Source organism: Bradyrhizobium sp. A11, assembly GCF_042077125.1.
Taxonomy (GTDB): domain Bacteria; phylum Pseudomonadota; class Alphaproteobacteria; order Rhizobiales; family Xanthobacteraceae; genus Bradyrhizobium; species Bradyrhizobium japonicum_B.
Window position 1 is genome coordinate 6,790,668 of record NZ_CP149509.1, and the last position, 20,523, is coordinate 6,811,190.

The 20,523-nt window shown below is 65.7% G+C and carries 21 protein-coding genes and 1 tRNA gene; 8 read left to right on the plus strand and 14 right to left on the minus strand.

Annotation, left to right across the window (positions count from 1 at the left end; translation table 11 throughout):
* The first annotated feature begins 23 nt into the window (after positions 1-23).
* The 4 genes from WI560_RS31920 (at position 24) to WI560_RS31935 (ending at position 3,978) form a co-directional block, all read left to right on the plus strand.
* Positions 24-185, plus strand: a complete 162-nt coding sequence (locus WI560_RS31920) for a hypothetical protein (RefSeq protein ID WP_375306332.1) — start codon at positions 24-26, stop codon at positions 183-185.
* A complete protein-coding gene (locus WI560_RS31925; protein ID WP_375306333.1) occupies positions 182-463 on the plus strand; it encodes a hypothetical protein in 282 nt (93 codons plus the stop codon). The genes WI560_RS31920 and WI560_RS31925 overlap by 4 nt, the downstream gene beginning before the upstream one ends.
* A 238-nt stretch (positions 464-701) precedes the next feature.
* Positions 702-2,528 carry a translational GTPase TypA gene (typA, locus tag WI560_RS31930; RefSeq protein WP_257179208.1) on the plus strand — a complete coding sequence of 609 codons (1,827 nt, stop codon included), beginning with the start codon at positions 702-704 and terminating at the stop codon, positions 2,526-2,528.
* Between the two features lie 202 nt (positions 2,529-2,730).
* Positions 2,731-3,978 carry a flavin monoamine oxidase family protein gene (locus WI560_RS31935; protein WP_375306334.1) on the plus strand — a complete coding sequence of 416 codons (1,248 nt, stop codon included), beginning with the start codon at positions 2,731-2,733 and terminating at the stop codon, positions 3,976-3,978.
* Positions 3,979-4,157: 179 nt separating this feature from the next.
* Here the strand turns inward: WI560_RS31935 and WI560_RS31940 are convergent, their stop codons facing one another.
* The 4 genes from WI560_RS31940 to WI560_RS31955 are packed head-to-tail and all read right to left on the minus strand — an operon-like array spanning position 4,158 to position 7,256.
* Positions 4,158-4,565, minus strand: coding sequence for a thiol-disulfide oxidoreductase DCC family protein (locus tag WI560_RS31940; RefSeq protein WP_375306335.1), 408 nt, complete (start codon positions 4,563-4,565; stop codon positions 4,158-4,160).
* Complete coding sequence (locus tag WI560_RS31945) at positions 4,565-5,884, minus strand: SDR family oxidoreductase (protein WP_375306336.1); 1,320 nt, start codon at positions 5,882-5,884, stop codon at positions 4,565-4,567. Before WI560_RS31945 ends, WI560_RS31940 begins: the two co-directional genes overlap by 1 nt.
* An 8-nt stretch (positions 5,885-5,892) precedes the next feature.
* On the minus strand, positions 5,893-6,360 hold the full coding sequence (locus WI560_RS31950; RefSeq protein ID WP_375306337.1) for a DUF2269 family protein: 468 nt from the start codon (positions 6,358-6,360) through the stop codon (positions 5,893-5,895).
* On the minus strand, positions 6,357-7,256 hold the full coding sequence (locus tag WI560_RS31955; protein WP_375306338.1) for a dienelactone hydrolase family protein: 900 nt from the start codon (positions 7,254-7,256) through the stop codon (positions 6,357-6,359). The genes WI560_RS31950 and WI560_RS31955 overlap by 4 nt, the downstream gene beginning before the upstream one ends.
* Positions 7,257-7,522: 266 nt before the next feature.
* Between WI560_RS31955 and WI560_RS31960 the strand changes: the two genes are divergently transcribed.
* Together WI560_RS31960 and ppa are read left to right on the plus strand one after the other, a co-directional pair.
* Positions 7,523-8,032 (plus strand): GNAT family N-acetyltransferase, encoded by a 510-nt coding sequence (locus tag WI560_RS31960; RefSeq protein WP_024338772.1) that lies wholly within the window; start codon positions 7,523-7,525, stop codon positions 8,030-8,032.
* 194 nt (positions 8,033-8,226) lie between these two features.
* Positions 8,227-8,763 (plus strand): inorganic diphosphatase, encoded by a 537-nt coding sequence (gene ppa, locus WI560_RS31965; RefSeq protein WP_246923598.1) that lies wholly within the window; start codon positions 8,227-8,229, stop codon positions 8,761-8,763.
* 157 nt (positions 8,764-8,920) lie between these two features.
* Here ppa and folD read toward each other — a convergent pair whose 3' ends face one another.
* Genes folD through WI560_RS31980 form a run of 3 tightly spaced genes read right to left on the minus strand, consistent with a single transcriptional unit; the run spans position 8,921 to position 10,466 of the window.
* A complete protein-coding gene (folD, locus tag WI560_RS31970; RefSeq protein WP_375306339.1) occupies positions 8,921-9,805 on the minus strand; it encodes a bifunctional methylenetetrahydrofolate dehydrogenase/methenyltetrahydrofolate cyclohydrolase FolD in 885 nt (294 codons plus the stop codon).
* 10 nt (positions 9,806-9,815) lie between these two features.
* Positions 9,816-10,160, minus strand: a complete 345-nt coding sequence (locus tag WI560_RS31975; protein ID WP_257197465.1) for a DUF167 domain-containing protein — start codon at positions 10,158-10,160, stop codon at positions 9,816-9,818.
* A gap of 15 nt (positions 10,161-10,175) precedes the next feature.
* Entirely contained in the window at positions 10,176-10,466 is a 291-nt protein-coding gene (locus tag WI560_RS31980; RefSeq protein ID WP_319339602.1) for a YggT family protein, read from the minus strand.
* A gap of 200 nt (positions 10,467-10,666) precedes the next feature.
* Here WI560_RS31980 and WI560_RS31985 point away from each other — a divergent pair.
* Positions 10,667-10,742 (plus strand) — tRNA-Ala (locus WI560_RS31985).
* Positions 10,743-10,853: 111 nt separating this feature from the next.
* Here WI560_RS31985 and WI560_RS31990 read toward each other — a convergent pair.
* The 7 genes from WI560_RS31990 to WI560_RS32020 form a co-directional block, all read right to left on the minus strand.
* Positions 10,854-11,666: an enoyl-CoA hydratase gene (locus WI560_RS31990; RefSeq protein WP_375306340.1), complete on the minus strand. Its 813-nt coding sequence runs from the start codon at positions 11,664-11,666 to the stop codon at positions 10,854-10,856.
* Between the two features lie 113 nt (positions 11,667-11,779).
* Positions 11,780-12,574: a glutamine amidotransferase gene (locus WI560_RS31995; RefSeq protein WP_375306341.1), complete on the minus strand. Its 795-nt coding sequence runs from the start codon at positions 12,572-12,574 to the stop codon at positions 11,780-11,782.
* A gap of 124 nt (positions 12,575-12,698) precedes the next feature.
* On the minus strand, positions 12,699-13,478 hold the full coding sequence (locus WI560_RS32000; RefSeq protein WP_375306342.1) for an SDR family NAD(P)-dependent oxidoreductase: 780 nt from the start codon (positions 13,476-13,478) through the stop codon (positions 12,699-12,701).
* Positions 13,479-13,661: 183 nt separating this feature from the next.
* On the minus strand, positions 13,662-14,192 hold the full coding sequence (locus WI560_RS32005; RefSeq protein ID WP_375306343.1) for a TerB family tellurite resistance protein: 531 nt from the start codon (positions 14,190-14,192) through the stop codon (positions 13,662-13,664).
* 220 nt (positions 14,193-14,412) lie between these two features.
* The gene (locus tag WI560_RS32010; RefSeq protein ID WP_375306344.1) at positions 14,413-15,822 is read right to left on the minus strand and encodes an adenylate/guanylate cyclase domain-containing protein; all 1,410 of its coding nucleotides are present in this window, start codon (positions 15,820-15,822) and stop codon (positions 14,413-14,415) included.
* Positions 15,823-15,872: 50 nt separating this feature from the next.
* A complete protein-coding gene (locus WI560_RS32015; protein ID WP_375306345.1) occupies positions 15,873-17,243 on the minus strand; it encodes a cytochrome P450 in 1,371 nt (456 codons plus the stop codon).
* A 34-nt stretch (positions 17,244-17,277) separates the two neighbouring features.
* Positions 17,278-18,648 carry a hydrolase gene (locus WI560_RS32020; protein WP_375306346.1) on the minus strand — a complete coding sequence of 457 codons (1,371 nt, stop codon included), beginning with the start codon at positions 18,646-18,648 and terminating at the stop codon, positions 17,278-17,280.
* Between the two features lie 147 nt (positions 18,649-18,795).
* Here WI560_RS32020 and WI560_RS32025 point away from each other — a divergent pair, with 147 nt between their 5' ends.
* The gene (locus WI560_RS32025; protein ID WP_375306347.1) at positions 18,796-20,484 is read left to right on the plus strand and encodes an MFS transporter; all 1,689 of its coding nucleotides are present in this window, start codon (positions 18,796-18,798) and stop codon (positions 20,482-20,484) included.
* The last annotated feature ends 39 nt before the right edge of the window (positions 20,485-20,523 follow it).

The following is a 20,523-nucleotide window of genomic DNA, read 5'->3' on the forward strand; positions in this document are numbered from 1 at the left end:
GATGCGTCACCGCGTTCATGGTCATGTTCGGGGTGATCCTGCTGCTGCCCGGCATCTGCGCCTTGATTTTCGTCGTCGACTCGCCGTCCCATCTCGATAGCCGTGTCATCCCCATCCTCGTCCTTGCACTGCTGGCGGCCTTTGCCGGCGTGATGCTGATCAGGGCAGCGAGAAAGAGATCATGAGCGATTCCAGCCCCACCCCACCGGCAGTGCCTCCACAGATCCAGCAACCGCGCAGTGGCTGCCTGACCGCGTTGATGGCGATCGCCGGGATCTTCATGCTGTTGCCGGGGCTGTGCGCGCTCCTGTTCGGCGGAATGGCGGTGGTCGACGGTGGCCGGATCCCCTCCGACATGGCGTCGCTGGTGTTCTTGGGGCTGGTCATCGGCATTGGCGGCGTCGTCCTGATCTGGGCGGCCATCATGGGGCGAAAGGCCCCGCCGGCCCGCAACGATCGCTAAGCCCCGGAGATTCCCGGACAAAATTCAGTCAACCAAGGCCCAAAGAACGCATTGTTTTTTGACGGTTTTTGCATATATTGCGCCGCAACGCGCAGGGCGCCCGGTCAAGATGGCCGGGCTTCCTTTTTGGGCGGAAAGCGCCCCGTTTCCAGTCTTCCAGCGTTGTTTCGAGAAGAGGTCCCGGTCTGACCGGCGAGATCGCGCTTAACCCATTGTTCGACCGCAAAGAAGCTCACTCATGAATCTTCGTAACGTTGCCATCATCGCCCACGTCGACCACGGCAAGACGACCCTGGTCGACAAACTCCTCCAGCAGTCCGGCACGTTCCGCGAGAACCAGAAGGTGACGGATCGCGCCATGGATTCCAACGATCTGGAGCGCGAGCGCGGCATCACCATCCTGGCCAAGGCCGCCTCGGTGCAGTGGAAGGACACCCGGATCAATATCGTCGATACCCCCGGCCACGCCGATTTCGGCGGCGAGGTCGAGCGCATCCTCAACATGGTGGACGGCGCCCTGGTGCTAGTCGACGCCGCCGAAGGCCCGCTGCCGCAGACCAAGTTCGTGGTCTCCAAGGCGCTCAAGGTCGGCCTGAAGCCGATCGTCGTCATCAACAAGGTCGACCGCCCCGACGCGCGCCCGACGGAAGTCATCAACGAGGTGTTCGACCTGTTTGCGGCGCTCGATGCCAGCGAGGAGCAGCTCGACTTCCCGATCCTCTACGGGTCGGCTAAGCAGGGCTGGATGGCCGACAGCCCGGAGGGTCCGAAGGACAAGGGCATGGAGCCACTGTTCGACCTGATCCTGCGCCACGTCGCGCCGCCCAAGGTCGAGGAAGGTCCGTTCAAGATGATCGGCACCATCCTGGAGGCCAATCCCTATCTCGGCCGCATCATCACCGGCCGCATCTCTTCCGGCGTGCTCAAGCCGAACCAGCAGGTCAAGGTGCTGAACGCCGACGGCAAGCTGGTCGAGTCCGGGCGCATCACCAAGATCCTGGCCTTCCGCGGCCTCGAGCGCACGCCGCTCGATGAAGCCGAAGCCGGCGATATCGTCGCCATTGCCGGCCTGACCAAGGGCACCGTCGCCGACACTTTCTGCGATCCGACCGTCGAGGTGCCGCTGCCGGCGCAGCCGATCGATCCGCCGACCGTGTCGATGTCCTTCATCGTCAACAACTCCCCGCTCGCCGGCACCGAAGGCGACAAGGTGACGAGCCGCATGATCCGCGACCGCCTGCTGCGCGAGGCCGAAGGCAACGTCGCGCTGCGCGTGGTCGAAGCCGCGGACAAGGACGCGATGGAAGTCTCGGGCCGCGGCGAATTGCAGCTCGCGATCCTGATCGAGACCATGCGCCGCGAGGGCTTCGAGCTCTCGGTGTCGCGCCCGCGCGTCGTGTTCCAGAAGGACGAGGCCACCGGCGCCACCCTGGAGCCGATCGAGGAGGTCGTGATCGACGTCGACGAGGAGCATTCGGGCGTCGTCGTGCAGAAGATGAGCGAGCGCAAGTCCGAGCTGATCGAGATGAAGCCGTCGGGCGGCAACCGTCAGCGCCTGGTGTTCTACGCGCCGACCCGCGGCCTGATCGGCTACCAGGGCGAATTGCTCACCGATACCCGCGGCACCGCGATCATGAACCGCCTGTTCCACGGCTACGCGCCGTACAAAGGCGAAATCCAGGGCCGCCGCAACGGCGTGCTGATCTCCAACGACCAGGGCGAAGCGGTGGCTTACGCCATGTTCAAGCTGGAAGATCGCGGCCCGATGATGATCGAGCCGGGCTGGAAGGTCTACAAGGGCATGATCGTCGGCGAGCACACCCGGGACAACGATCTCGAGATCAACGTGCTCAAGGGCAAGCAACTCACCAACATCCGCACGACCTCGAAGGACGAAGCCGTGCGCCTGACCCCGCCGATCCGCATGACGCTGGAGAAGGCGCTCGCCTATATCGAGGACGACGAGCTGGTCGAGGTCACCCCGAAGTCGATCCGCCTGCGCAAGAAGCATCTCGACCCGAACGAGCGCAAGCGCGCCGAGAAGGCCAAGGAAGCGGTGGCGTAAGACTGCCGCTCTCGTGCCCCGGACGCAGCGCAGCACGCCAGTGATGCGCCGCTGGGCCGGGGCCCAGATACTCCTACCCACCTGCGCATCACCTTGGGTCCCGGCTCTGCGCAGCAGCGCAAGCGCTGCAGCGCGTCCGGGACACGACAGCTGCGTATTTGGCTGGCTTCAGCACCCTTCCCGAACGTGCTAGAGCCCGCCCATGAGCTCCCTCCCCTCCTCCGTCGACGTCGCGATCATCGGCGCCGGTGCCGCCGGCCTCGGCGCGGCGCATGCGCTGGCGGGCTCCGGCCTCTCGGCGATCGTGCTGGAGGCGCGTGACAGGCTCGGCGGCCGAGCCTGGACGGTGCAGGCCTCGCCCGAGGTCACCTTCGACGTCGGCTGCGGCTGGCTGCACTCTGCCGACAAGAATTCCTTCGTCGCGATCGCAAGGCAGCTTGGCTTCGAGCTCAACAAGGACCTGCCGCCCTGGCGCGAGCGCGCCTATGGCAACGCGTTTCCGCCAGCCGAGCGCGACGATTTCATGCGCGCGATGGACGCGTTCTACGAGCGCCTCTGGCAGGCCGCGCAAAAGGGCCAGGACGAGCCCGCGAGCCTGAGCCTCGAAGTGGGCAATCGCTGGAATCCCATGATCGACGCGATCTCGACCTACATCAACGGCTGCGAGCTGAAGGACATGTCCACGCGCGACTGGGACGCCTATGAGGACACGGACCTGAACTGGCGCGTCCGCCGCGGCTATGGCGCGCTTGTTTCGGCCTATGGCGCGCCCTGCCCGGTGGCCCTGAACTGCAACGTCACGCTGATCGATCATTCCGGCAAGCGCATCCGCATCGAGACATCGCAGGGCACGCTGACCGCGGACACGGCGATCGTCACCGTGCCGACCAACCTGATCGCCGATGAGAGGTTGCGCTTTTCGCCGCGATTGCCGTCCAAGGTCGACGCCGCAGCCGGCCTGCCGCTCGGCGTCGACGACAAGGTGACGCTGGCGCTCGAGGACGCCGAAGCCTTTCCGAAGGAAGCCAATCTGCGCGGCGCCACCATGCGCACCGAGATGGGCACCTACCACATCCGCCCGTTCGGCCAGCCCTGCATCGAAGGCTTTTTCGGCGGCAGCTTTGCCCGCGCGCTGGAGGATTCCGGCGAAGGTGCCATCGCCGCGCAAGCCATCAGCGAGATCGCGGGCTTCCTCGGCAACGATATCCGGCGCAAGCTTAAGCCGCTCTACGCGTCACGCTGGGCGCGCGATCCGTTCGCGCGGGGTTCGTATTCGCACGCGCTGCCCGGCCACGCCGGCGATCGTGCCGTACTGGCCGCGCCGGTGAACGGGCGGCTGTTCTTTGCCGGCGAGGCGACCTCGCCGACCTTCTTCACGACGGCGCACGGCGCACGAGACAGCGGAGAGCGGGCGGCTGCGGAAGTGCTGGCTGCAATCGGGAAGCGCTAGCCTCCCCACCAATGTATTGCCGGCGAACGCCGGGACCCATACCGCGTGATCTTTCAGTCGCGTGTGGTGTGCGTACCGCGGCTTGATCCTTAACTGCCAGTCTTCGCCAAACTCGGCCCTGTGGTTATGGGTCCCGACGTTCGCCGGGACGACACCAATCATGTGGCGCCGCTGTCGCATCACTCGATCACCCGCGCTCGCAAGTCCGCATCCGGCACGAAGCACGCATCGTACTTGCCAAAAATGCGATAGCGGTTGCGCGCGACAAGGCTGTAGATGACGTCGCGCAGCGGCTTCGGCACCGCGAAAAGCGCCCGCGCCCAGAGCCAGCCGGGAAGCTGCGACAGCACCGTCAGTGCGGCGTCGGACTTCGTGAATACTTCGCCGCCGTGGACGACCGCGTTGGTGTCGGGATCAGCGGGGTCGATGCCGAATGTGCGCGCCAGACGTGCGCCATAGTCCGACTGGATCGGAGTGAAACGAAACCGCTTCGCGGTGTCGCGCTTGGCCACGAAGCGGACCCAGCGCGAGCAGAAGATGCAGACACCGTCGAACAGGATGACGTCGTCGTCGGGCCATTGGGGCATCAGCGATTATCCAGCATCAGGAGGCCGACCAGCATCAGCACGATCGCTGGACCGGTCTTGACCAGCGCGCCGAGCGGCTCGATCCAGAGGTCCGGCGTCAGGATCGCCGCGCCGGCCATATAACCGAGCGAAGCGACGATGCCCGCAACGAGACCGATCGCCGCGGTGCGGCGGAAGGCGATCAGCACGCCGATGCTCATGTCCATCAGGCTGGTGCCGACAGTGATGGGATCGACCAGCGCTGGCGGAAAATCGTGCGCGGTCAGGATGCCGGCGGCGGCCCGATAGGACACGAACAGCGCGATGAAGCCGGAGATGAGCCAGAATGCGACCAAGCTCGCAAGGATCAGCGCCTTGATCAGGAACAGGCGCGCGAACCATTTGTCCTGGATGGTCGCGGGATGACGGCCGATCGTCTCGGCAAGCGTCTTCGGCGCGATATTGGTGGCGGCGATCCAGGCCGAGGGATCACCGCGCACGCCGCGGCGCAGTTCGGCGATGGCGGTGGAGCGCATCGGCGGCATCCAGCCGAGATAGCTGGCGAGATCACCGGTCCTGGCGCCGAGATCGAGCAGCGCCGCAGGCATCGCGATGCGCGGCCAGCCGGACGTGCCCAACGCGCGGCGAAATTGCTCGATGACGCCGGCCATCGTGACCGGCTCTGCCTGCATCAGATCCCAGCTCACCGCGTTCACGGACGCGTCGTCGATGTCCCGCGCGGCGAGCCAGGCGATGGTGGCCGAGATGTCCTCCACCGCGACGGGCTGGAACGGTGTTGCCATCTCCTTGCCCGGAAGATCGAACGGGAAGGCCGCGAGCGCGCGGAGCAAGGCGCTGCCGCCGTAGGCTGACGGTGCAACGACGAAACCGGGCCGCAGGACGGCATGGGGAATGCCGGACGCCGCGATCAGGCGCTCGGCCTCGCGCTTGGTCGTCGCAAACGCGGTGCGGTCGGCCTCCGCCGCTCCCGGAATTGAGATGTGCACCAGCCGGATTGCGCAGCCGCTGTTAGCGATCGCGGCAAGGAGCCGCGCGACGAAATCGCGATGCACGGCGCCCGTATCGCTGCCTGGCCCGTCCTGAAGCACGCCGAGGCAATTTACGACGACGTCGACGGCGTGCTCGCGCAGGAGCCGCGCCAGCGCAGCTGCATCCAGCGAAAGGATCGGCAGCTCGATGTCCAACGCGCTCATTCTTTGCGACGGCGACAGGCTGCGCGCCACGCCGACGACGCGGAATCCCCGCGCGCGAAGGTCGTCGGTGACGAAGCGGCCGATCAGGCCGGAGGCGCCGAGCACCAGAATGGTCCGCTCACCCATCACGTCCCTCAAAACGGTTTTGCGATCATCAGCCAGAGGATCAGCATGGTCGCGCCAAAGCCCGGGATGCCGAAAGCGAACCAGCGGCGGAACAGCATGAAGTAGCGCTGCGGCAGCGCGCTGCGCTGATCGGTCGCTTTGCGCGCAAGATCCCGCATCTCGATCTGCATGAATACGACGGGGATCCAGAACAGGCCGGCGACGGCGTAAAGTGCCAGCGAGGCGAGCAGCCAGTGCTCCGTGATCGGTATCGCCGAGAGCATCATCAATAGGCCGCCCGTGACCGGCTGGAGCAGCACGGCGGAGAACGTGAAGATCGCATCAGCGATCACCACGACCGATGCGGTGCGTGCGATGAACGCCACATCGTTCGTACGATGCGCCATCAGCATGAAGAAGGCGATGCCGGTGCCTGTGCCGAGGATGACGATGGCGCCGAGCACATGCATAAACTTGACCAGGACATACGGCGTCATGGCTTCTTGGTCGCCTTGGGCCGGTCCGGGTTCAGCGCACGCGCGAGATCTCCGCTTGCGGCTTTGACCCCGGCTTCGCTCTCGATCATCCAATGCCCCTCGCTGCCGAGCGCCGGCAAGGTGCGGAAGTCCACCTTGCCGCCACCGCCGCGAAACGCGTCGGCCAGACTCTTCGAAAATGCCGGTGCGAAGTAGCTGTCATTGCCCGCAACGAGCCATGTGACGGGGATACGCGCGCCTCTGCCGAACTCCGCGGCAGCGGCAAGCAGCTTGGCTGGTGCGCAGATCCGGTTCGGCTCATCATTGGCATGGCCGCCGCGCCCCGGCGCGAACACCGCGATGGCGGCGATCGTCTTCGGGTCGGCATCGGCGAGCGCCAGCGCACCCCAGCCGCCGGCGGAATGGCCGATCACGATGGCGGCCTCGTTGCGAATGAAATCCTGCTTTCGCAAATGGTCCAGCGCGAGCTGGATCTGCCCGGCCGTTGCACGGCCCGAACGCGCATAGTCGGCCACGTCACATCCGCCCTGATCCTCGACATAGCGGCCACCGGTCGCGCCATGGCCGAGCCGCTCCGGCACCAGCACGGCATAGCCGCGCGCGACGAGATAGGCCGCGAGCGGGCGGTATTCCGGCTGCGGCATTTGCGCTCGACGCAAGCCGTTCTGCGTCGAGGCGTGCGCGATGACCGCAAGCCGGAACGGACCTGGGCCGGCGGGGCGAAACAGCACGGCATGGGCGGCGATGCCGGTATCCAGCGACGGCACAAGCCATTTCTGTCGGCGAAGCGGCTCGCCCTCTTCGCCGGACGGGCCAGACGTGACCTGGGCGCACAGAGGCGACGCAGCCAGCAAGGCCAGCAGAGGCAGGAGCGCGATGATCTTGAGGAGCCGCATGAATGGCCGAGGGCGACACGAGAAGCGACCGCCACACTAGTTGGAACGAATCACTCTGGGCGGACTTTTTGCCCCGCCATTGTCGTTCATTCATTGCCGCAGAACGAGTTTTGCACCGACGCACGGCGCGCCGAGGCGATTTGAGTCGGCATCCTGTCTTTTTTCGGCACAACATGGTTAAGGCACTGATGCACAAAGTCCACACGTTAACCGATAATTAACGATAGGACTTGCCGCCGAGGCGGCGACTTGGTTTGATTGTGTCCATGAGCACAACCCTGATCGAGGTCCGGCCGGCCAAAGCTGCAGATGCAACTGCGGTGGCGTCCACGCATGACGAAGCCTGGCGCTCCGCCTATCAGGGCATCATTCCCGGCGCCGAGCTGGAAAAGCTGATCAACCGCCGGGGCCCGCAATGGTGGGACAGTGCGATCCGCAAGGGCAGCCGCGTCAGCGTACTGGTGTTCGGCGACAAGATCGCGGGTTACGCCAATTACGGTCGCAACCGCGCCCGCAGCCTGCATTTCGACGGCGAGATCTACGAGCTTTATCTGCGCCCGGAATTCCAGGGCCTCGGCTTCGGCCGTCGCCTGTTCGCCGCCGCCCGCCGCGACCTGATGCAGAGCGGGCTGAAGAGCATGGTGGTGTGGGCGCTCTCGGACAACGACCCCGCGACCGAGTTCTACCGGGCGCTCGGGGGCCGTATGGTGGCGCGCTCGTCGGAGCGATTCGGGCCGAAGGCGCTCGACAAGGTTGCCTTCGCCTGGACCAATTAGACTTGGACCAATTGAGCTGCTGAAAGCAGAAACGGCATCGTTTCCTGTCCGTTGATACCGCTGCCTTTGCGCCGGTGATTTCCGGATTCATTATTTCACAAAAACGCGATGGATCAGCGGGCCAAGCCCGCGTATGACAGCGCCAAAATCGGCTGCCGGGGCGCGATTTTACCTCGGCAACAACGGAGCCTTGAATGCGTATCGATGCGATCTCGATCGGGAAAAACGTACCGCACGAAGTCAACGTCCTCATCGAAGTCCCCGTGGGCGGCGAACCGATCAAATACGAGATGGACAAGGAGGCCGGCACGCTGGTGGTCGACCGCTTCCTCTACACGCCGATGCGTTATCCCGGTAATTACGGTTTCATCCCGCACACCCTGTCGGATGACGGCGACCCCTGCGACGTCCTGATCGTCAACACCCGCGCCATCATTCCCGGCGCCGTCATGAGCGTGCGCCCGGTCGGCGTGCTGTTCATGGAGGATGAAGCCGGCGGCGACGAGAAGATTCTGGCGGTGCCGTCGTCGAAGCTCACGCAGCGCTACGACAAGGTGAAGTCGTACTCCGACCTGCCCGACATCACGCTGCAGCAGATCCAGCACTTCTTCGAGCACTACAAGGATCTTGAGAAGGGCAAATGGGTGAAGATCCTGCGCTGGGGCGGCCCGGAGGACGCGCACAAGCTGATCCTCGAAGGCATGGACCGCGAGAAGAAGAAGAAGGGCTGAGGCATCCGTGTCCCGGACGGACGCGATGCGGCACGAAGTGACGCGTCGCAGCGCCGGGACCCACGCCGCCACTGGACCCCGGCTCAGCAGCGCACCGCTACTGGACGATGCTTCGCATCGCCAGGGAAGCGCTGCGCTGCGTCCGGGGCACGAAAACTCACACCGCAGGCTTCGGTAGCCCCGCGATCGCGCAGGCCGCGCGCAGCGTATTCACCAGCAGGCAGGCTACCGTCATCTGACCGACGCCGCCCGGCACCGGCGTGATGGCGCCGGCCACCCCAAGCGCTTCCTGATAGGCGACATCACCGACGAGGCGCGTCTTGCCGTCCTCCTTCGGGATGCGATTGATGCCGACATCGATCACAGTCGCGCCCGGCTTCAGCCAGTCGCCGCGCACCATCTCGGGCCTGCCGACCGCGGCATAGACGAGATCGGCCTGCTTCACGAGCCCCGGCAGGTCGCGCGATCGCGAATGCGCGATCGTCACCGTGGCGTTCTCGTTCAACAGCAATTGCACCAGCGGACGGCCGACCAGATTGGAGCGGCCGATGACGATGGCGTTCATGCCTTCCAGCGAAGCGTGCACGCTCTTGGTCAGGATGATGCAGCCGAGCGGCGTGCACGGCGACAGCGCCTGGAAGCCGCCGGCGAGCCGGCCGGCATTGTTCGGATGCAGGCCGTCGACGTCCTTGGCGGGATCGATGGCGTTGATGACGGCTTCGGTGTTCAGGCCCTTCGGCAGCGGCAGCTGCACGAGGATGCCGTGCACGGCGGGATCGCGGTTGAGCTTTGCGACCAGCGCCAGGAGATCTGCTTGCGAAACGTCGGCCGGCAGCTTGTGCTCGAAGGAGGCCATGCCGGCGGCTTGGGTCTGGGTGTGCTTGGAGCGGACATAGACCTCGCTGGCGGGGTCGTTGCCGACCAGAACCACCGCAAGGCCCGGCACCAGATTGTGCTCGCGCTTGACCCGGGCGACCTCGTCGGCGACGCGGGCCCGAAGCTCCGCGGCAATGACTTTTCCATCGATGATCTCAGCGGTCATGTCCGTTCCCTCAGTCTTTCGATTTGGCCGCGACGAGCTGGCGCAGGGCTTCGCCGAGCCGTGCCGGATCGCCGTCGACCGCGATCTGCTTCAGCCGCGAGGTGGCACCGGACAGCAGTCTCACGCTGGCCTTGGGAACGCCGAGCGATTTCGCCAGCAGGACCAGCACGGCCTTGTTGGCCTCGCCGCCATCGGCGATGGCGCGCACCCGCACCTTGAGCACGCTGCGGCCATCGGCCAGCTGCTCGATCCCGTCGATGTCGTCGCGGCCGCCGCGCGGCGTCACCCGCAATGCGATGCTGATTCCTGCGGCCGCGTAGCGCCAAGGCTCCTTGCCGGCTTCTCGGGCAACCAAGGCGCTCCAGCCCGCTCAGACCACGTTGGGGTAGATGTAGTACAGGATCACCCGCTCGATGAACATGATGATCAGGATCAGGATGATCGGCGAGATGTCGAGGCCGCCGAGACTGGGCAGGAGATTGCGAATCGGCGCCAGCACCGGCTCGGTGATCCGGTACAGGAACTCCGCCACCGCCGACACGAACTGGTTGCGCGTGTTCACGACGTTGAAGGCGATCAGCCAGGACAGGATCGCGGAGGCGATCAGCAGCCAGACGTAGAGGTCGAGCACGATGATGACGATGTCGAGAACGGCACGCATGGCTTTTGAAGACTCTGGCTTTTGAAAATTCTGGCTGCGGTCGGATTGACGCCTTTGCTAGATATCGGTTCCCCCCCGCCCAAACAAGGGAGTCACGCCCCGAATGGCTAAAACCGGGTGACACCCGTCCTTGACTTGACCTTGGCGGGGACTTAAATGGCGCCCGGTTGTCGGCCGCGTTGACCAGAGCGGCCAGCAAAGGGGCCATAGCTCAGCTGGGAGAGCGCGTCGTTCGCAATGACGAGGTCGGCGGTTCGATCCCGCCTGGCTCCACCACGCTTCGCCCTTCGGGCTACGCGTGGCGCAGCCACGACGGAGCCTGAAGGGCGAAGCGTGGTGTCCGGCGTAGCCCAAAGGGCGAAGACGGACGGCTCAAAAATACTCCCCTTACCTCCCCGTAAACCTCGGCGGCCGCTTTTCCATGAAGCTCGCCACCCCCTCCCGGAAATCGCTGCCGGCCAGCGCCACCATCATCTCCCGGTTGGCTTCGATCGTCGCCTCGGCCAGGGTCTGGAACGGCACCTCGTAGAGCTGGCGCTTGATCACGGCCATCGCACTCGGCGAGACGAAATCGGCGAGATCGCGGGCATAGGCGTAGGTCTCCTCGCGCAACTTCTCAGGCGAGCAGAGCCGGTTGACCAGCCCGATCCGAAGGGCTTCCTCGCTCGACACGCGCCGAGCCGAAAGCAAGAGATCCATCGCATTGGCATGACCGACGATGCGCGGCAGCATCCAGCTGATGCCGTGCTCGGCGATCAGTCCGCGCCGCGCGAAGGCTGTGGTGAACACCGTATTGTCGGCGGCAAAACGCAGGTCGCAGTAGAGCGCGTGGACGAGGCCGATGCCCGCGGTGGCGCCGTTGAGCATGGCGATGACCGGCTTCCTGAGCGAGGGATAATAGCCGTAGCGCGTCTGCCAGTCCGGACGGCGGTTCATGTCGAAGGGCGGCAGGTTCGAGGCGCGCCTGACGTCGTCAGGGTCGAGCCCCTTCAACGCATCCATGTCGGCGCCGGCGCAGAACGCGCGGCCCGCGCCGGTGAGCACGATGACGCGAACATTGTCGTCGGCGCTTGACGCTTCCATCGCATGACGCACGTCGCGCTCCATGGTCGGCGTCCACGCATTCATGCGATCAGGGCGATTGAGCGTGATGGTCGCGATCTTGTCGCTCACCTCATAGAGAATGTGCTCGTAGGCCATGACGCTCTCCCTTGTTTGCCGGCACGCATTGGTGCGCGCTCGTTGGCGGAGAGCCTAGCATATCAGGGGGCGGCGCGAGGACTTGCGCCAAGAGCCTGCGCGAGAGGCGCAGGTTACTCGGCGGCTTGGGCCAGCACCGGCCGCCGCGCCAGCCAGCGGTCGATAAAGTGATCGAGCCAGGCGCGCTCTGCGGCATCGTAGACGGCACGATCCGCGAAATGATGGTGCCGCTGCCGCGCACCGGGCGCGCTGAAGCCGTCGTAGCCACGCGTGGTCCAGCGATGCATCATCGCGTAGGTCACGTCAGGATGAAACTGCACCCCGAAGGCATTGCCGGCGCGGAACGCCTGAACCGGAAAATCGTCGCCCTCCGCGAGCAGCTCGGCGCCGGCAGGCAGCTCGAATCCCTCGCGGTGCCAGTGATAGACCTGAGCCGGCCAGGCCGGGCAGAGCGCGCGGCCCGCGGCGGTCGGGCGGATCGGATAGTAACCGATCTGGGTCAGCGCATCGGCATGCGGCGCGACGCGGGCACCGAGCTGCATCGCGAGCATCTGGGCGCCAAGGCAGATGCCGAGGAACGGCCGCTGCTCGCGCAGCGGAATCTCGAGCCAGTCGATCTCGCGCCGGATGTAATCGTCGGGATCGTTGGCACTCATCGGGCCGCCGAAGAAGACGGCGCCGGCATGCTCGTCGAGCGTCTCCGGCAGCGGATCGCCGAAGCGGGGACGGCGAATGTCCAGGGCGTGGCCAAGCGCGCGGAGCGCATTGCCGACCCGGCCGGGGGTCGAGCATTCCTGATGCAGGACGAGCAAGACCGGCAACCGGCTTTCGGAGGCGGCAGTGCTCGGCGCCTTCTTTCGGAAGGGCACCAATTCTGCGCCACCAAACCTGTCCGTCCGGAACGACATGGTCTCTGCGAGTGCTATAGGTTCAGACCGCCAGCATAGCTAAGCGACGGTTAACATCGTGTGAGTTCGCGCACACATCGAAGGTAAAGCAAGCTCCGGGCCATTACGGGAGCTCCAGGATTCTCTAATGCCTGCGCCTCTGGAACCGGCTCGTCGCGGCCAGGATGAAGCCGCGCGGGAAAAAGCGCAGCGCAAACGGCACAATCTTGATGCCCAGACCGGGCAGCACTGCCCGTTTGTTGGCCATCAGGCCACGGTACGCCTCCTGCGCGACATCGGCGGCTGAAACATTGAGAAGGGCGGTATCGTGTTGGGACCCGACGCCGGCGCGCGCCTGGAATTCGGTGGGCACGGGGCCCGGGCAAAGCACGGTAACGCGAACGCCGCGCGGCGCGAGCTCGGCCCGGAGCGCTTCGGTGAAGGAAATCACGTAGGCCTTGGAGGCATAATAGACGGCCATGCCAGGACCGGGCAGGAAGCCCGCGACCGAGCCCACGTTGAGAAGACCGCCCTTGTTCCTGATCAGCTGATCGGCAAAGCGCAGCGACAGATCCGTCAGGGCCCGCACGTTGACATCGACGATCCCGATCTGCTCGTCGCGGTCGCGCTCGACGGCATCGCCGAACACGCCGAAGCCGGCATTGTTGACGAGGTGGTCGAGCTCGACGCCCTCGGCGGCGAGCGCTGCCGCGATCGTCTCGCCGGCGGCGGGGTCCTCAAGATCGCAGGCGATCACGATCGGCTTCTTGCCGCCTTTGGCGGCGAGCTCGCGCGCGAGCGCCTCCAATCGATCCGCGCGCCGCGCCGTCAATGCCAGGCGATGTCCGTTGGCGGCGAATACGCGCGCCAGCTCCGTCCCTATGCCCGCCGAGGCTCCGGTGATCAACGTTACCCGCTCAGTCACGATCGAAGTCTCTTGAATGGAAGTCTTTGGCCCCGCAATAGCTGAACGAGAGCATAAGCCGAGCGCGACAGGCAAGCGGCGCCGGCGGAATGGCGGCTTGAGCGGGCGACAGGGGAGCAGGAAGGACAGGTATTTGCAGGCGAATCAGCCAAGCAGGGACGCCCGGCCTACATTAAAGTTTCGTCATGTGGCTCGCGTGGGAAGCAATCCACCAGGCGGGATAGGGTCAGCCGCCGACGGCGCATCCTTCCCCTGGCCACCGACATGCTCGGCCACAATATGCTTCAGCTCGATCCGGTCCCGCTGGGAAATCCCGAGCAGATCGGAGGCGCGCCAGACGACATTGTCTTCGAACTCGCTGACCTGGCCGTCGGCGAAGACCAGCTCCCACATCATCCGAACGATGCGTTTGCGACCCTCCTCGTCGAGCGAGCGCATGATGATGCTGGTGAAGTGATAGAGGTCCACCGCCTCGCCTTCGACCTCGGTGGCGTCGGCGATCAGGCGATCCGCAGCGCCGTGATCGAGCCCAAAATGGCTTTCGATCAGGCTGTGCAGCTTGCGCCGCTCGGCGGGGGTCGGCTGGCCGTCCAGCGAGACCACGTGGACCAGCAGCGCGGTCGCTGCCAACCGATAGTCGCTGTCACCGAAGGTGCGGCTCTGGTCATGGGGGGCGACAATGTCGGCGATGAATTGGCGCAGGCCGTCGAGCATAATGGTCCTTACCGAAATCGATGCAGCCGCGAGGAGCGGGGACTGCTACCGGCATTATATGAGCAGGAAACTCAACCGGCGCAACGTGCGTCAGTTCCCCGCACTGCATTACGTTTCGGCAATCTCTTCACCGTCATTCCGGGGCGCGCAGAGCGCGAACCCGGAAACTCGAGATTCCGGGTTCGATGCTAATGCATCGCCCCGGAATGGCGATCCTAACTCACGGAATCTCGTACACCACTATCTTGTCGGCGATGCCGCGCAGCGCCGCCTGCTTCTGGATCGGCTTGATCGCGCGCTGCTCCAGCACCTCCGCGACTGCGGGCGCGTCGAGCACCGGGCCGGTGATGTGGATTTCCTGCGCCGTCGACAGGCTCTGCACGCGGGCGGCAATGTTGACGGTCTGGCCGAAATAATCCTGCCGCTCATTGAGCATCACCGCGAGGCAAGGACCCTCATGGATGCCGATCTTGACGATGAGATCGTCGGTGCCGCGCTGCTTGTTGAGCTCGTCCATGGCCGCGCGCATCCGCAAGCCCGCGACGATGGCGTGCTCGGGACGGACGAAGGTCGCCATCACGGCATCGCCGATGGTCTTCACCACCGCGCCCTTCTCGGAAGAGATGATCCCGAGCAGCGCATGGAAATGCGCGCGCACGAGGTCGAAGGCGGCGAGATCGCCGACCCGTTCATAGAGCGCGGTCGAGCCCTTTAGATCGGTGAACAGGAAGGTGAGCGAGGTGATCTGGAGCCGCTGATCGAGACTGAGATTGTCCGCCTTGAACACGTCGCGGAAGGTCTGGTTCGACAGCATCCGCTTGGCGGTCAGGAACGGCTTGCGCTTGCCGATGAGATGGTGGAGCGCTTCGGCCGCGATGAACACCGACGGCAACACGCGCACGCCGGCCTGGTTCTCCAGCGACAGCCGCAGCGGGCCGGGCCGCATGGTCGTGGTCCCGGTCGGGGCCTGCACCTTGTTGTACATGATGGCGAGTTGCTGCCGGTCCTTGGTCGGCTCGCCCTGAACGTCGATGAAATGGGCGGCGTGCGTCACCGGCTCGAAGATGATCACGAAGTCGCTCGGCAGCTGCAGCGACATGGTCGCCTTCTCGCCTGCCGGCAGCTCCATCGTGTCGAGCGTCACCTCGTTGGCAAGCGTCGCGAACGATTCCTTGTTGAAGTCGACGCCGGAGCTCCAGAACACCTGCTTGAAGTAGTCCCACACCGGAAGCGTATCGGGGTCGTGCGCCGCGATGCGCCGGACGCGCGGATTGACGGTGAAGGAGACCTCGACCTGATCGTCGACGGAAGCCTTGTAGCCGCAGGCGCAGAGTGCGCAATGATAGTCGTCGGGCTTGAGCGCCTTCAGGGTCGAATGCGCGCCGAGCACGCCGCCGCATCCCGGGCACAGCACATTCCAGCCGAGATCGAACAGCCCGAGCCGCGCCGAATGCAGGAAGGCCGAGATCGCGCGCTCCTCATCGAGGCCGTGCTGCGTGGAGAAATCGAGGACGTTGACGCGGTTGAGCTCGTGATCCTCGCCATCCTCGATGAGGCGCACGATCGCATCGACCACCTTCGGATCGGCGGTCTGCTTCAGAACGGAAAACTGGGCCTGGATGTCGCTCATGGCAGGACTCTATCTCGGGCCGATCACGCCGCCGCCAGGCAAGGGGCCTGTCACCGGCGCGTAATGCGGAACATGGGTGAGTGGTCCGGTTGGGTCGTGACGACGCCGAGCGGGACCACCGGATTTGCCGTGTCGGCGAGTTCGACCCGGAAGGCGCCGATCAGCCGGGCCAGCGCCAGCACGGATTCGGCTTGCGCGAACGGCGCGCCGACGCAGACGCGCGGTCCCGCGCCGAACGGCAGGTAGGCGAAGCGGTCGGGTGCCTCGTTCGACAGGAAGCGTTTTGGAATGAACGCGTTCGGCTGATCCCACAGCTTCTCGTGCCGGTGCAGCAGCCAGGGCGCGATCATGATGATGTCGCCCTTGCCGATCTCGATTCCGGCCGCATTGTCCTTGTCGCGCGCGGCGCGCGCGACAAGGAACGCAGGCGGATAGAGCCGCATGGTCTCGTCGATCACCGCGCGGGTGAGCTTCTGCCGGTCGATGTCGGCCATGCTGTCGAGATGCTCGCCGCGCGTCTCGGAGGCGACCTCCTCCTGCGTGTCGGGATCGAGCGCGAGCAGATAGAGCGCCCAGAACAGCGCCGTCGCCGTGGTCTCGTGACCGGCGAGGATCATGGTCGCGACCTCGTCGACGAGCTGCTCGTCGGAAAAGCCCTTGCCGGTCTCAGGATCGCGCGCCGCGTCCATGAGATCGAACAGGTCCCGCGGCGGCGCGCCGTCCTTCTTGCCGGCCGCGCGCCGCTCGGCAATCAGCATGGCCACGAACTCGGTCCAGCGCTTGCGGAAACGGGCGCGGGCGAAATCCATCGGGCTCGGCCAGGACACCGGCAGCACCATGTCGAGGAGATACGGTCGCCCCAGCCGGGCGGCATATTCCATGATGAAATTGCGCAGGGTCGCGCCATGCCGGTCCATGCCGAACGAGAACATCGTGCGCCCGGCAATCTCCAGCGTCATGCGCTGCATGATCTCGCGCAGGTCGATGTCTTCTCCCACGCGCGCGTCCAGCTTGGCGATGGTCTCGTCAAGCACCGCCGTCATGTGCGGAACGAGGTTCGCGGTGGCGCGCGGCGTGAAGGCCGGCGCGAGGGTGCGGCGCTGGAACGTCCAGGAATGCCCCTCCGCGATCAGGAGCCCGTCACCCAGCACCGGACGCAGCATGCGGATGCCCGCCGGCGTGCGCGTGTAGTTTTCGTAGTTGGTCAGCAGGACGTGCCGGATCGCGTCCGGCTGGTTCAGGATGAAGCTGTTGCGGAGGAAGAAGCGGCCCTTGATGACGTCTTCCTCATAGGCGCGCTGGCCCCAGGTCGCGATCATGTTGCGCCGGATCACGGCGAGACGGCCGAAGAACGACATGTCGTCGGGCGCACGCGGAGGAGCCGGAGGGATGATGGGCCGACGCACGCTGGCGATATTCATGGCTCTCTCCCGCAGGGTGTACGCAGGCAAACAGCTAGTAAGTCAGCTCGGCAATCGCAATCCTGTTCTCCTGGGCGGCCCAGGCCCGCGCCACAATCCGTTCTTCGCCGAATTGAGCCACGATGTTACGTCCAACCTCGCCGGCTGCAAGCCGCAATGTTGCCGCCGAATCGGTCGGCACGCCCGGCTTGACGTCGGCCGGCTCCTTGCCATCCAGCAGCACCACGTCCCGCGGCCGGCCGAAATAGCCGCGCGGCCGCGACATGATGACGACCGCGCCGGCGTCCTTGTCGGCCGGCCCGAGCGGCCGTGCGGCGCGCAAATGGACGACATCCGACGAGCGCGGGAAGGGCGAGCGATAGATGTGCGTGATCGGCGCGCCCGGCGACGTCAGAACGAATTCGAGCGACCAGGACGGCTCGACCTGCGCCAGCCCCCAGCGGCCGTCGGCGCCCGTGGTCGCGCTGTGCACGGCGCCGCCCTTGCGCTCACCGGTATCAGGATCGACGCGGAAGATATCGACGGTTGCGCCCGCCACCGGCCGATTGGTCGGCACGCCGCCGGGCGTGCCGGTGACGAGGCCGCTCAGCCTGACGACCGGCTCCGGCACGATTGCGATGCGCGCGGGTTCCCGGCCGGCGATGAACTTGTAGATCTCGCGGAATGCCCTGGGGTGAAAGGCCACCTCGCGATGGTCGAGCGCACCGAGCACGAGGTTGGTGGCGCCCTTCAGCTCCGGCCCTTCGTTGGTGACGCCGGTCGGCGTGCCGGGCTTGCCGATGAAACGGCCGTCGGCCTGGGCGTATTTGTCCATGCCGTCGCTGCGCAGCGTCAGGAAGGCGACGCCCGGCGTCACCTCGCTCTCGCCCTCGTTGAGCGCACGCAGGAACGCACCGCGGCCATTGAATTCGTTGTTGGGCTGGTCGTCGGTTGCGAACACGCCGTGGTTGGGCGTGCCGCAAAAGACGGCGTGGCTGACGTCGCCGGCACCGCCATTCTTGATCACGTTGCGAATGGCATAGCCGCCGCGTGAGCTGCCGACCAGCGCGACACGCGCCGCGCCGGTCCGGCGCTTGAGCTCGGCGATGGCAGCCGTGAGCTCGCGGCGCTGGTCCTCGGTCGAGGAGCGGTTCGCCTGCTCGACCTTGTCGTCGGTGCGCGCATTGGGATCGGTGAAATTGATCGCCGCCATGCGCTCGCGCGCGACGCCGTTGGATTCCATCCGCCACAAGGTCGTCATCCAGAGCGCGTCATAGTCGCCATTGCCGTGCACGAACAGGATCGGCGGCGGCTCATTGCCCGGCGCAGCAGCAATGGTCTGGGCGATTGCGCCCGTCCGCAAGCTCGCACTTGCGAAGGGCAAGCTGCCGGCCCCCAGCAAGATCATCCGTCGCGACAACTTCATCTGTTCCTCCCCGGCAAACCGTCTCTTTGCACCGCTTATAGCGGCCTAACCACTGGACAGCGAACGACTTTCGCAGGCATCAAAGAATTCGCCGGAATTGCCTAAGATCGCCCAGGACCGCTTCTGCCAGCCCATATGGAAGGGGATATGACCGAGCAGCCAAACCGTCAGAAGATGGCCGCCGACGGCATCACCGCGCCGCTGCGCTACACTGTGTTCCGGCGCATCTGGCTCGCCAGCCTGCTATCCAATCTCGGCCTGCTGATTCAGGGCGTCGGCGCAGCCTGGGCGATGACACAGATGTCGGCATCGGCCGACCAGGTGGCGCTGGTGCAGACCGCCCTGATGCTGCCGATCATGCTGATCTCGATGCCGGCCGGCGCCATCGCCGACATGTATGACCGCCGCATCGTTGCGCTGATCTCTTTGTCGATCGCGTTGGTCGGCGCCAGCGCGCTCACCGTGCTGGCCGGATTCAATCTCATCACCCCGGAAACATTGCTGGCTTTCTGCTTCGTGGTCGGCAGCGGCAACGCGTTGTTCGGCCCGGCGTGGCAGTCTTCTGTCAACGAACAGGTGCCGCCCGACGCGCTGCCTTCGGCCGTCGCGTTGAACGGCATCAGCTACAATATCGCGCGAAGCTTTGGTCCCGCGGTCGGCGGCGTCATCGTCGCCGCGCTTGGCGCGGTGGCGGCGTTCGCCTGCAACGCGATCCTCTATCTTCCGCTGCTGGTGGTGCTGCTGCTATGGCGCCGCTCGGTCGAACCTTCACGGCTGCCGCGGGAAAAGCTCAATCGCGCCATGGTCTCGGGCTTCCGCTACATCACCAATTCGCCGCCGATCAAGATCGTGCTGTTGCGCACGCTGGTGATGGGCCTGATTGGCGGCGCCATCATGGCGCTGATGCCGCTGGTCGCGCGCGACCTGCTGCACGGCGGTGCGCAGACCTACGGCATCATGCTCGGCGCCTTCGGCATGGGCGCCGTGATCGGCGCGCTCAACATCCACGAACTGCGCAAGCGCATGAGCGGCGAGGCCGCGATCCGCGCCTGCACCATCTCGATGGCGTTCGCGATGGCCGCGCTGGCCCTGAGCACGGAGCCGGTGCTGACGGCAGCGGCGCTGGTGCTGGCCGGCGCGGTCTGGATGGCCGCGATTGCGCTGTTCAACATCGGCGTGCAGCTCTCGGCGCCGCGCTGGGTCGCCGGCCGCTCGCTCGCTGCGTTCCAGGCCGCGATCGCCGGCGGCATCGCGATCGGCGCCTGGGGCTGGGGTCATCTCACCGACTACGCCGGTGTCGAGGTCGCGCTGCTGACCGCAGCCGGCCTGATGCTGATCTCGCCGCTGCTCGGCATCTGGCTCACGATGCCGCGCGTCGGCGCCCGCAACGAGGATGCGGACATGCTGGCCGATCCCGAGGTGAAGCTGTCGCTGACAGGCCGCAGCGGGCCGCTCGTGGTCGAGATCGAATATCGAGTCGCGCAGGAGAACGCGCGCGCATTCCACAACGTGATGCAGGACGTGCAGCTCTCGCGGCAGCGCAATGGCGCCTATGGCTGGTCGATCGCGCGCGACATCGCCGATCCTGAGCTGTGGACCGAGCGCTACCACTGTCCGACTTGGTTCGACTACTTGCGCCAGCGCAACCGCTCGACCCAGTCGGAACGCGCGCTGCATCAGCAGGCGATCGGTTTCCACGTCGGCCCCGAGCCGGTGCGGATCCGCCGCATGCTGGAGCGGCCGTTCGGCTCGGTGCGCTGGCAGGACGAGACGCCGGATCGCGCCAGCGGCGAGGTGCTGCCGGTGGTCGCGACCGCGGCGGGAAGCAGCACGTAATTCTCGGCTTTTCGGGACGCGCCTCAGGCGCGAGCCCGA

Bases quoted from the DNA above. Each gene is read 5' to 3' on its own strand.
- WI560_RS31920 (WP_375306332.1), top strand. From the start codon at position 24: ATGTTCGGGGTGATCCTGCTGCTGCCCGGCATCTGCGCCTTGATTTTC.
- WI560_RS31925 (WP_375306333.1), top strand. From the start codon at position 182: ATGAGCGATTCCAGCCCCACCCCACCGGCAGTGCCTCCACAGATCCAG.
- typA (WP_257179208.1), top strand. From the start codon at position 702: ATGAATCTTCGTAACGTTGCCATCATCGCCCACGTCGACCACGGCAAG.
- WI560_RS31935 (WP_375306334.1), top strand. From the start codon at position 2,731: ATGAGCTCCCTCCCCTCCTCCGTCGACGTCGCGATCATCGGCGCCGGT.
- WI560_RS31940 (WP_375306335.1), bottom strand. From the start codon at position 4,565: ATGCCCCAATGGCCCGACGACGACGTCATCCTGTTCGACGGTGTCTGC.
- WI560_RS31945 (WP_375306336.1), bottom strand. From the start codon at position 5,884: ATGGGTGAGCGGACCATTCTGGTGCTCGGCGCCTCCGGCCTGATCGGC.
- WI560_RS31950 (WP_375306337.1), bottom strand. From the start codon at position 6,360: ATGACGCCGTATGTCCTGGTCAAGTTTATGCATGTGCTCGGCGCCATC.
- WI560_RS31955 (WP_375306338.1), bottom strand. From the start codon at position 7,256: ATGCGGCTCCTCAAGATCATCGCGCTCCTGCCTCTGCTGGCCTTGCTG.
- WI560_RS31960 (WP_024338772.1), top strand. From the start codon at position 7,523: ATGAGCACAACCCTGATCGAGGTCCGGCCGGCCAAAGCTGCAGATGCA.
- ppa (WP_246923598.1), top strand. From the start codon at position 8,227: ATGCGTATCGATGCGATCTCGATCGGGAAAAACGTACCGCACGAAGTC.
- folD (WP_375306339.1), bottom strand. From the start codon at position 9,805: ATGACCGCTGAGATCATCGATGGAAAAGTCATTGCCGCGGAGCTTCGG.
- WI560_RS31980 (WP_319339602.1), bottom strand. From the start codon at position 10,466: ATGCGTGCCGTTCTCGACATCGTCATCATCGTGCTCGACCTCTACGTC.
- WI560_RS31990 (WP_375306340.1), bottom strand. From the start codon at position 11,666: ATGGCCTACGAGCACATTCTCTATGAGGTGAGCGACAAGATCGCGACC.
- WI560_RS31995 (WP_375306341.1), bottom strand. From the start codon at position 12,574: ATGTCGTTCCGGACGGACAGGTTTGGTGGCGCAGAATTGGTGCCCTTC.
- WI560_RS32005 (WP_375306343.1), bottom strand. From the start codon at position 14,192: ATGCTCGACGGCCTGCGCCAATTCATCGCCGACATTGTCGCCCCCCAT.
- WI560_RS32010 (WP_375306344.1), bottom strand. From the start codon at position 15,822: ATGAGCGACATCCAGGCCCAGTTTTCCGTTCTGAAGCAGACCGCCGAT.
- WI560_RS32015 (WP_375306345.1), bottom strand. From the start codon at position 17,243: ATGAATATCGCCAGCGTGCGTCGGCCCATCATCCCTCCGGCTCCTCCG.
- WI560_RS32020 (WP_375306346.1), bottom strand. From the start codon at position 18,648: ATGAAGTTGTCGCGACGGATGATCTTGCTGGGGGCCGGCAGCTTGCCC.
- WI560_RS32025 (WP_375306347.1), top strand. From the start codon at position 18,796: ATGACCGAGCAGCCAAACCGTCAGAAGATGGCCGCCGACGGCATCACC.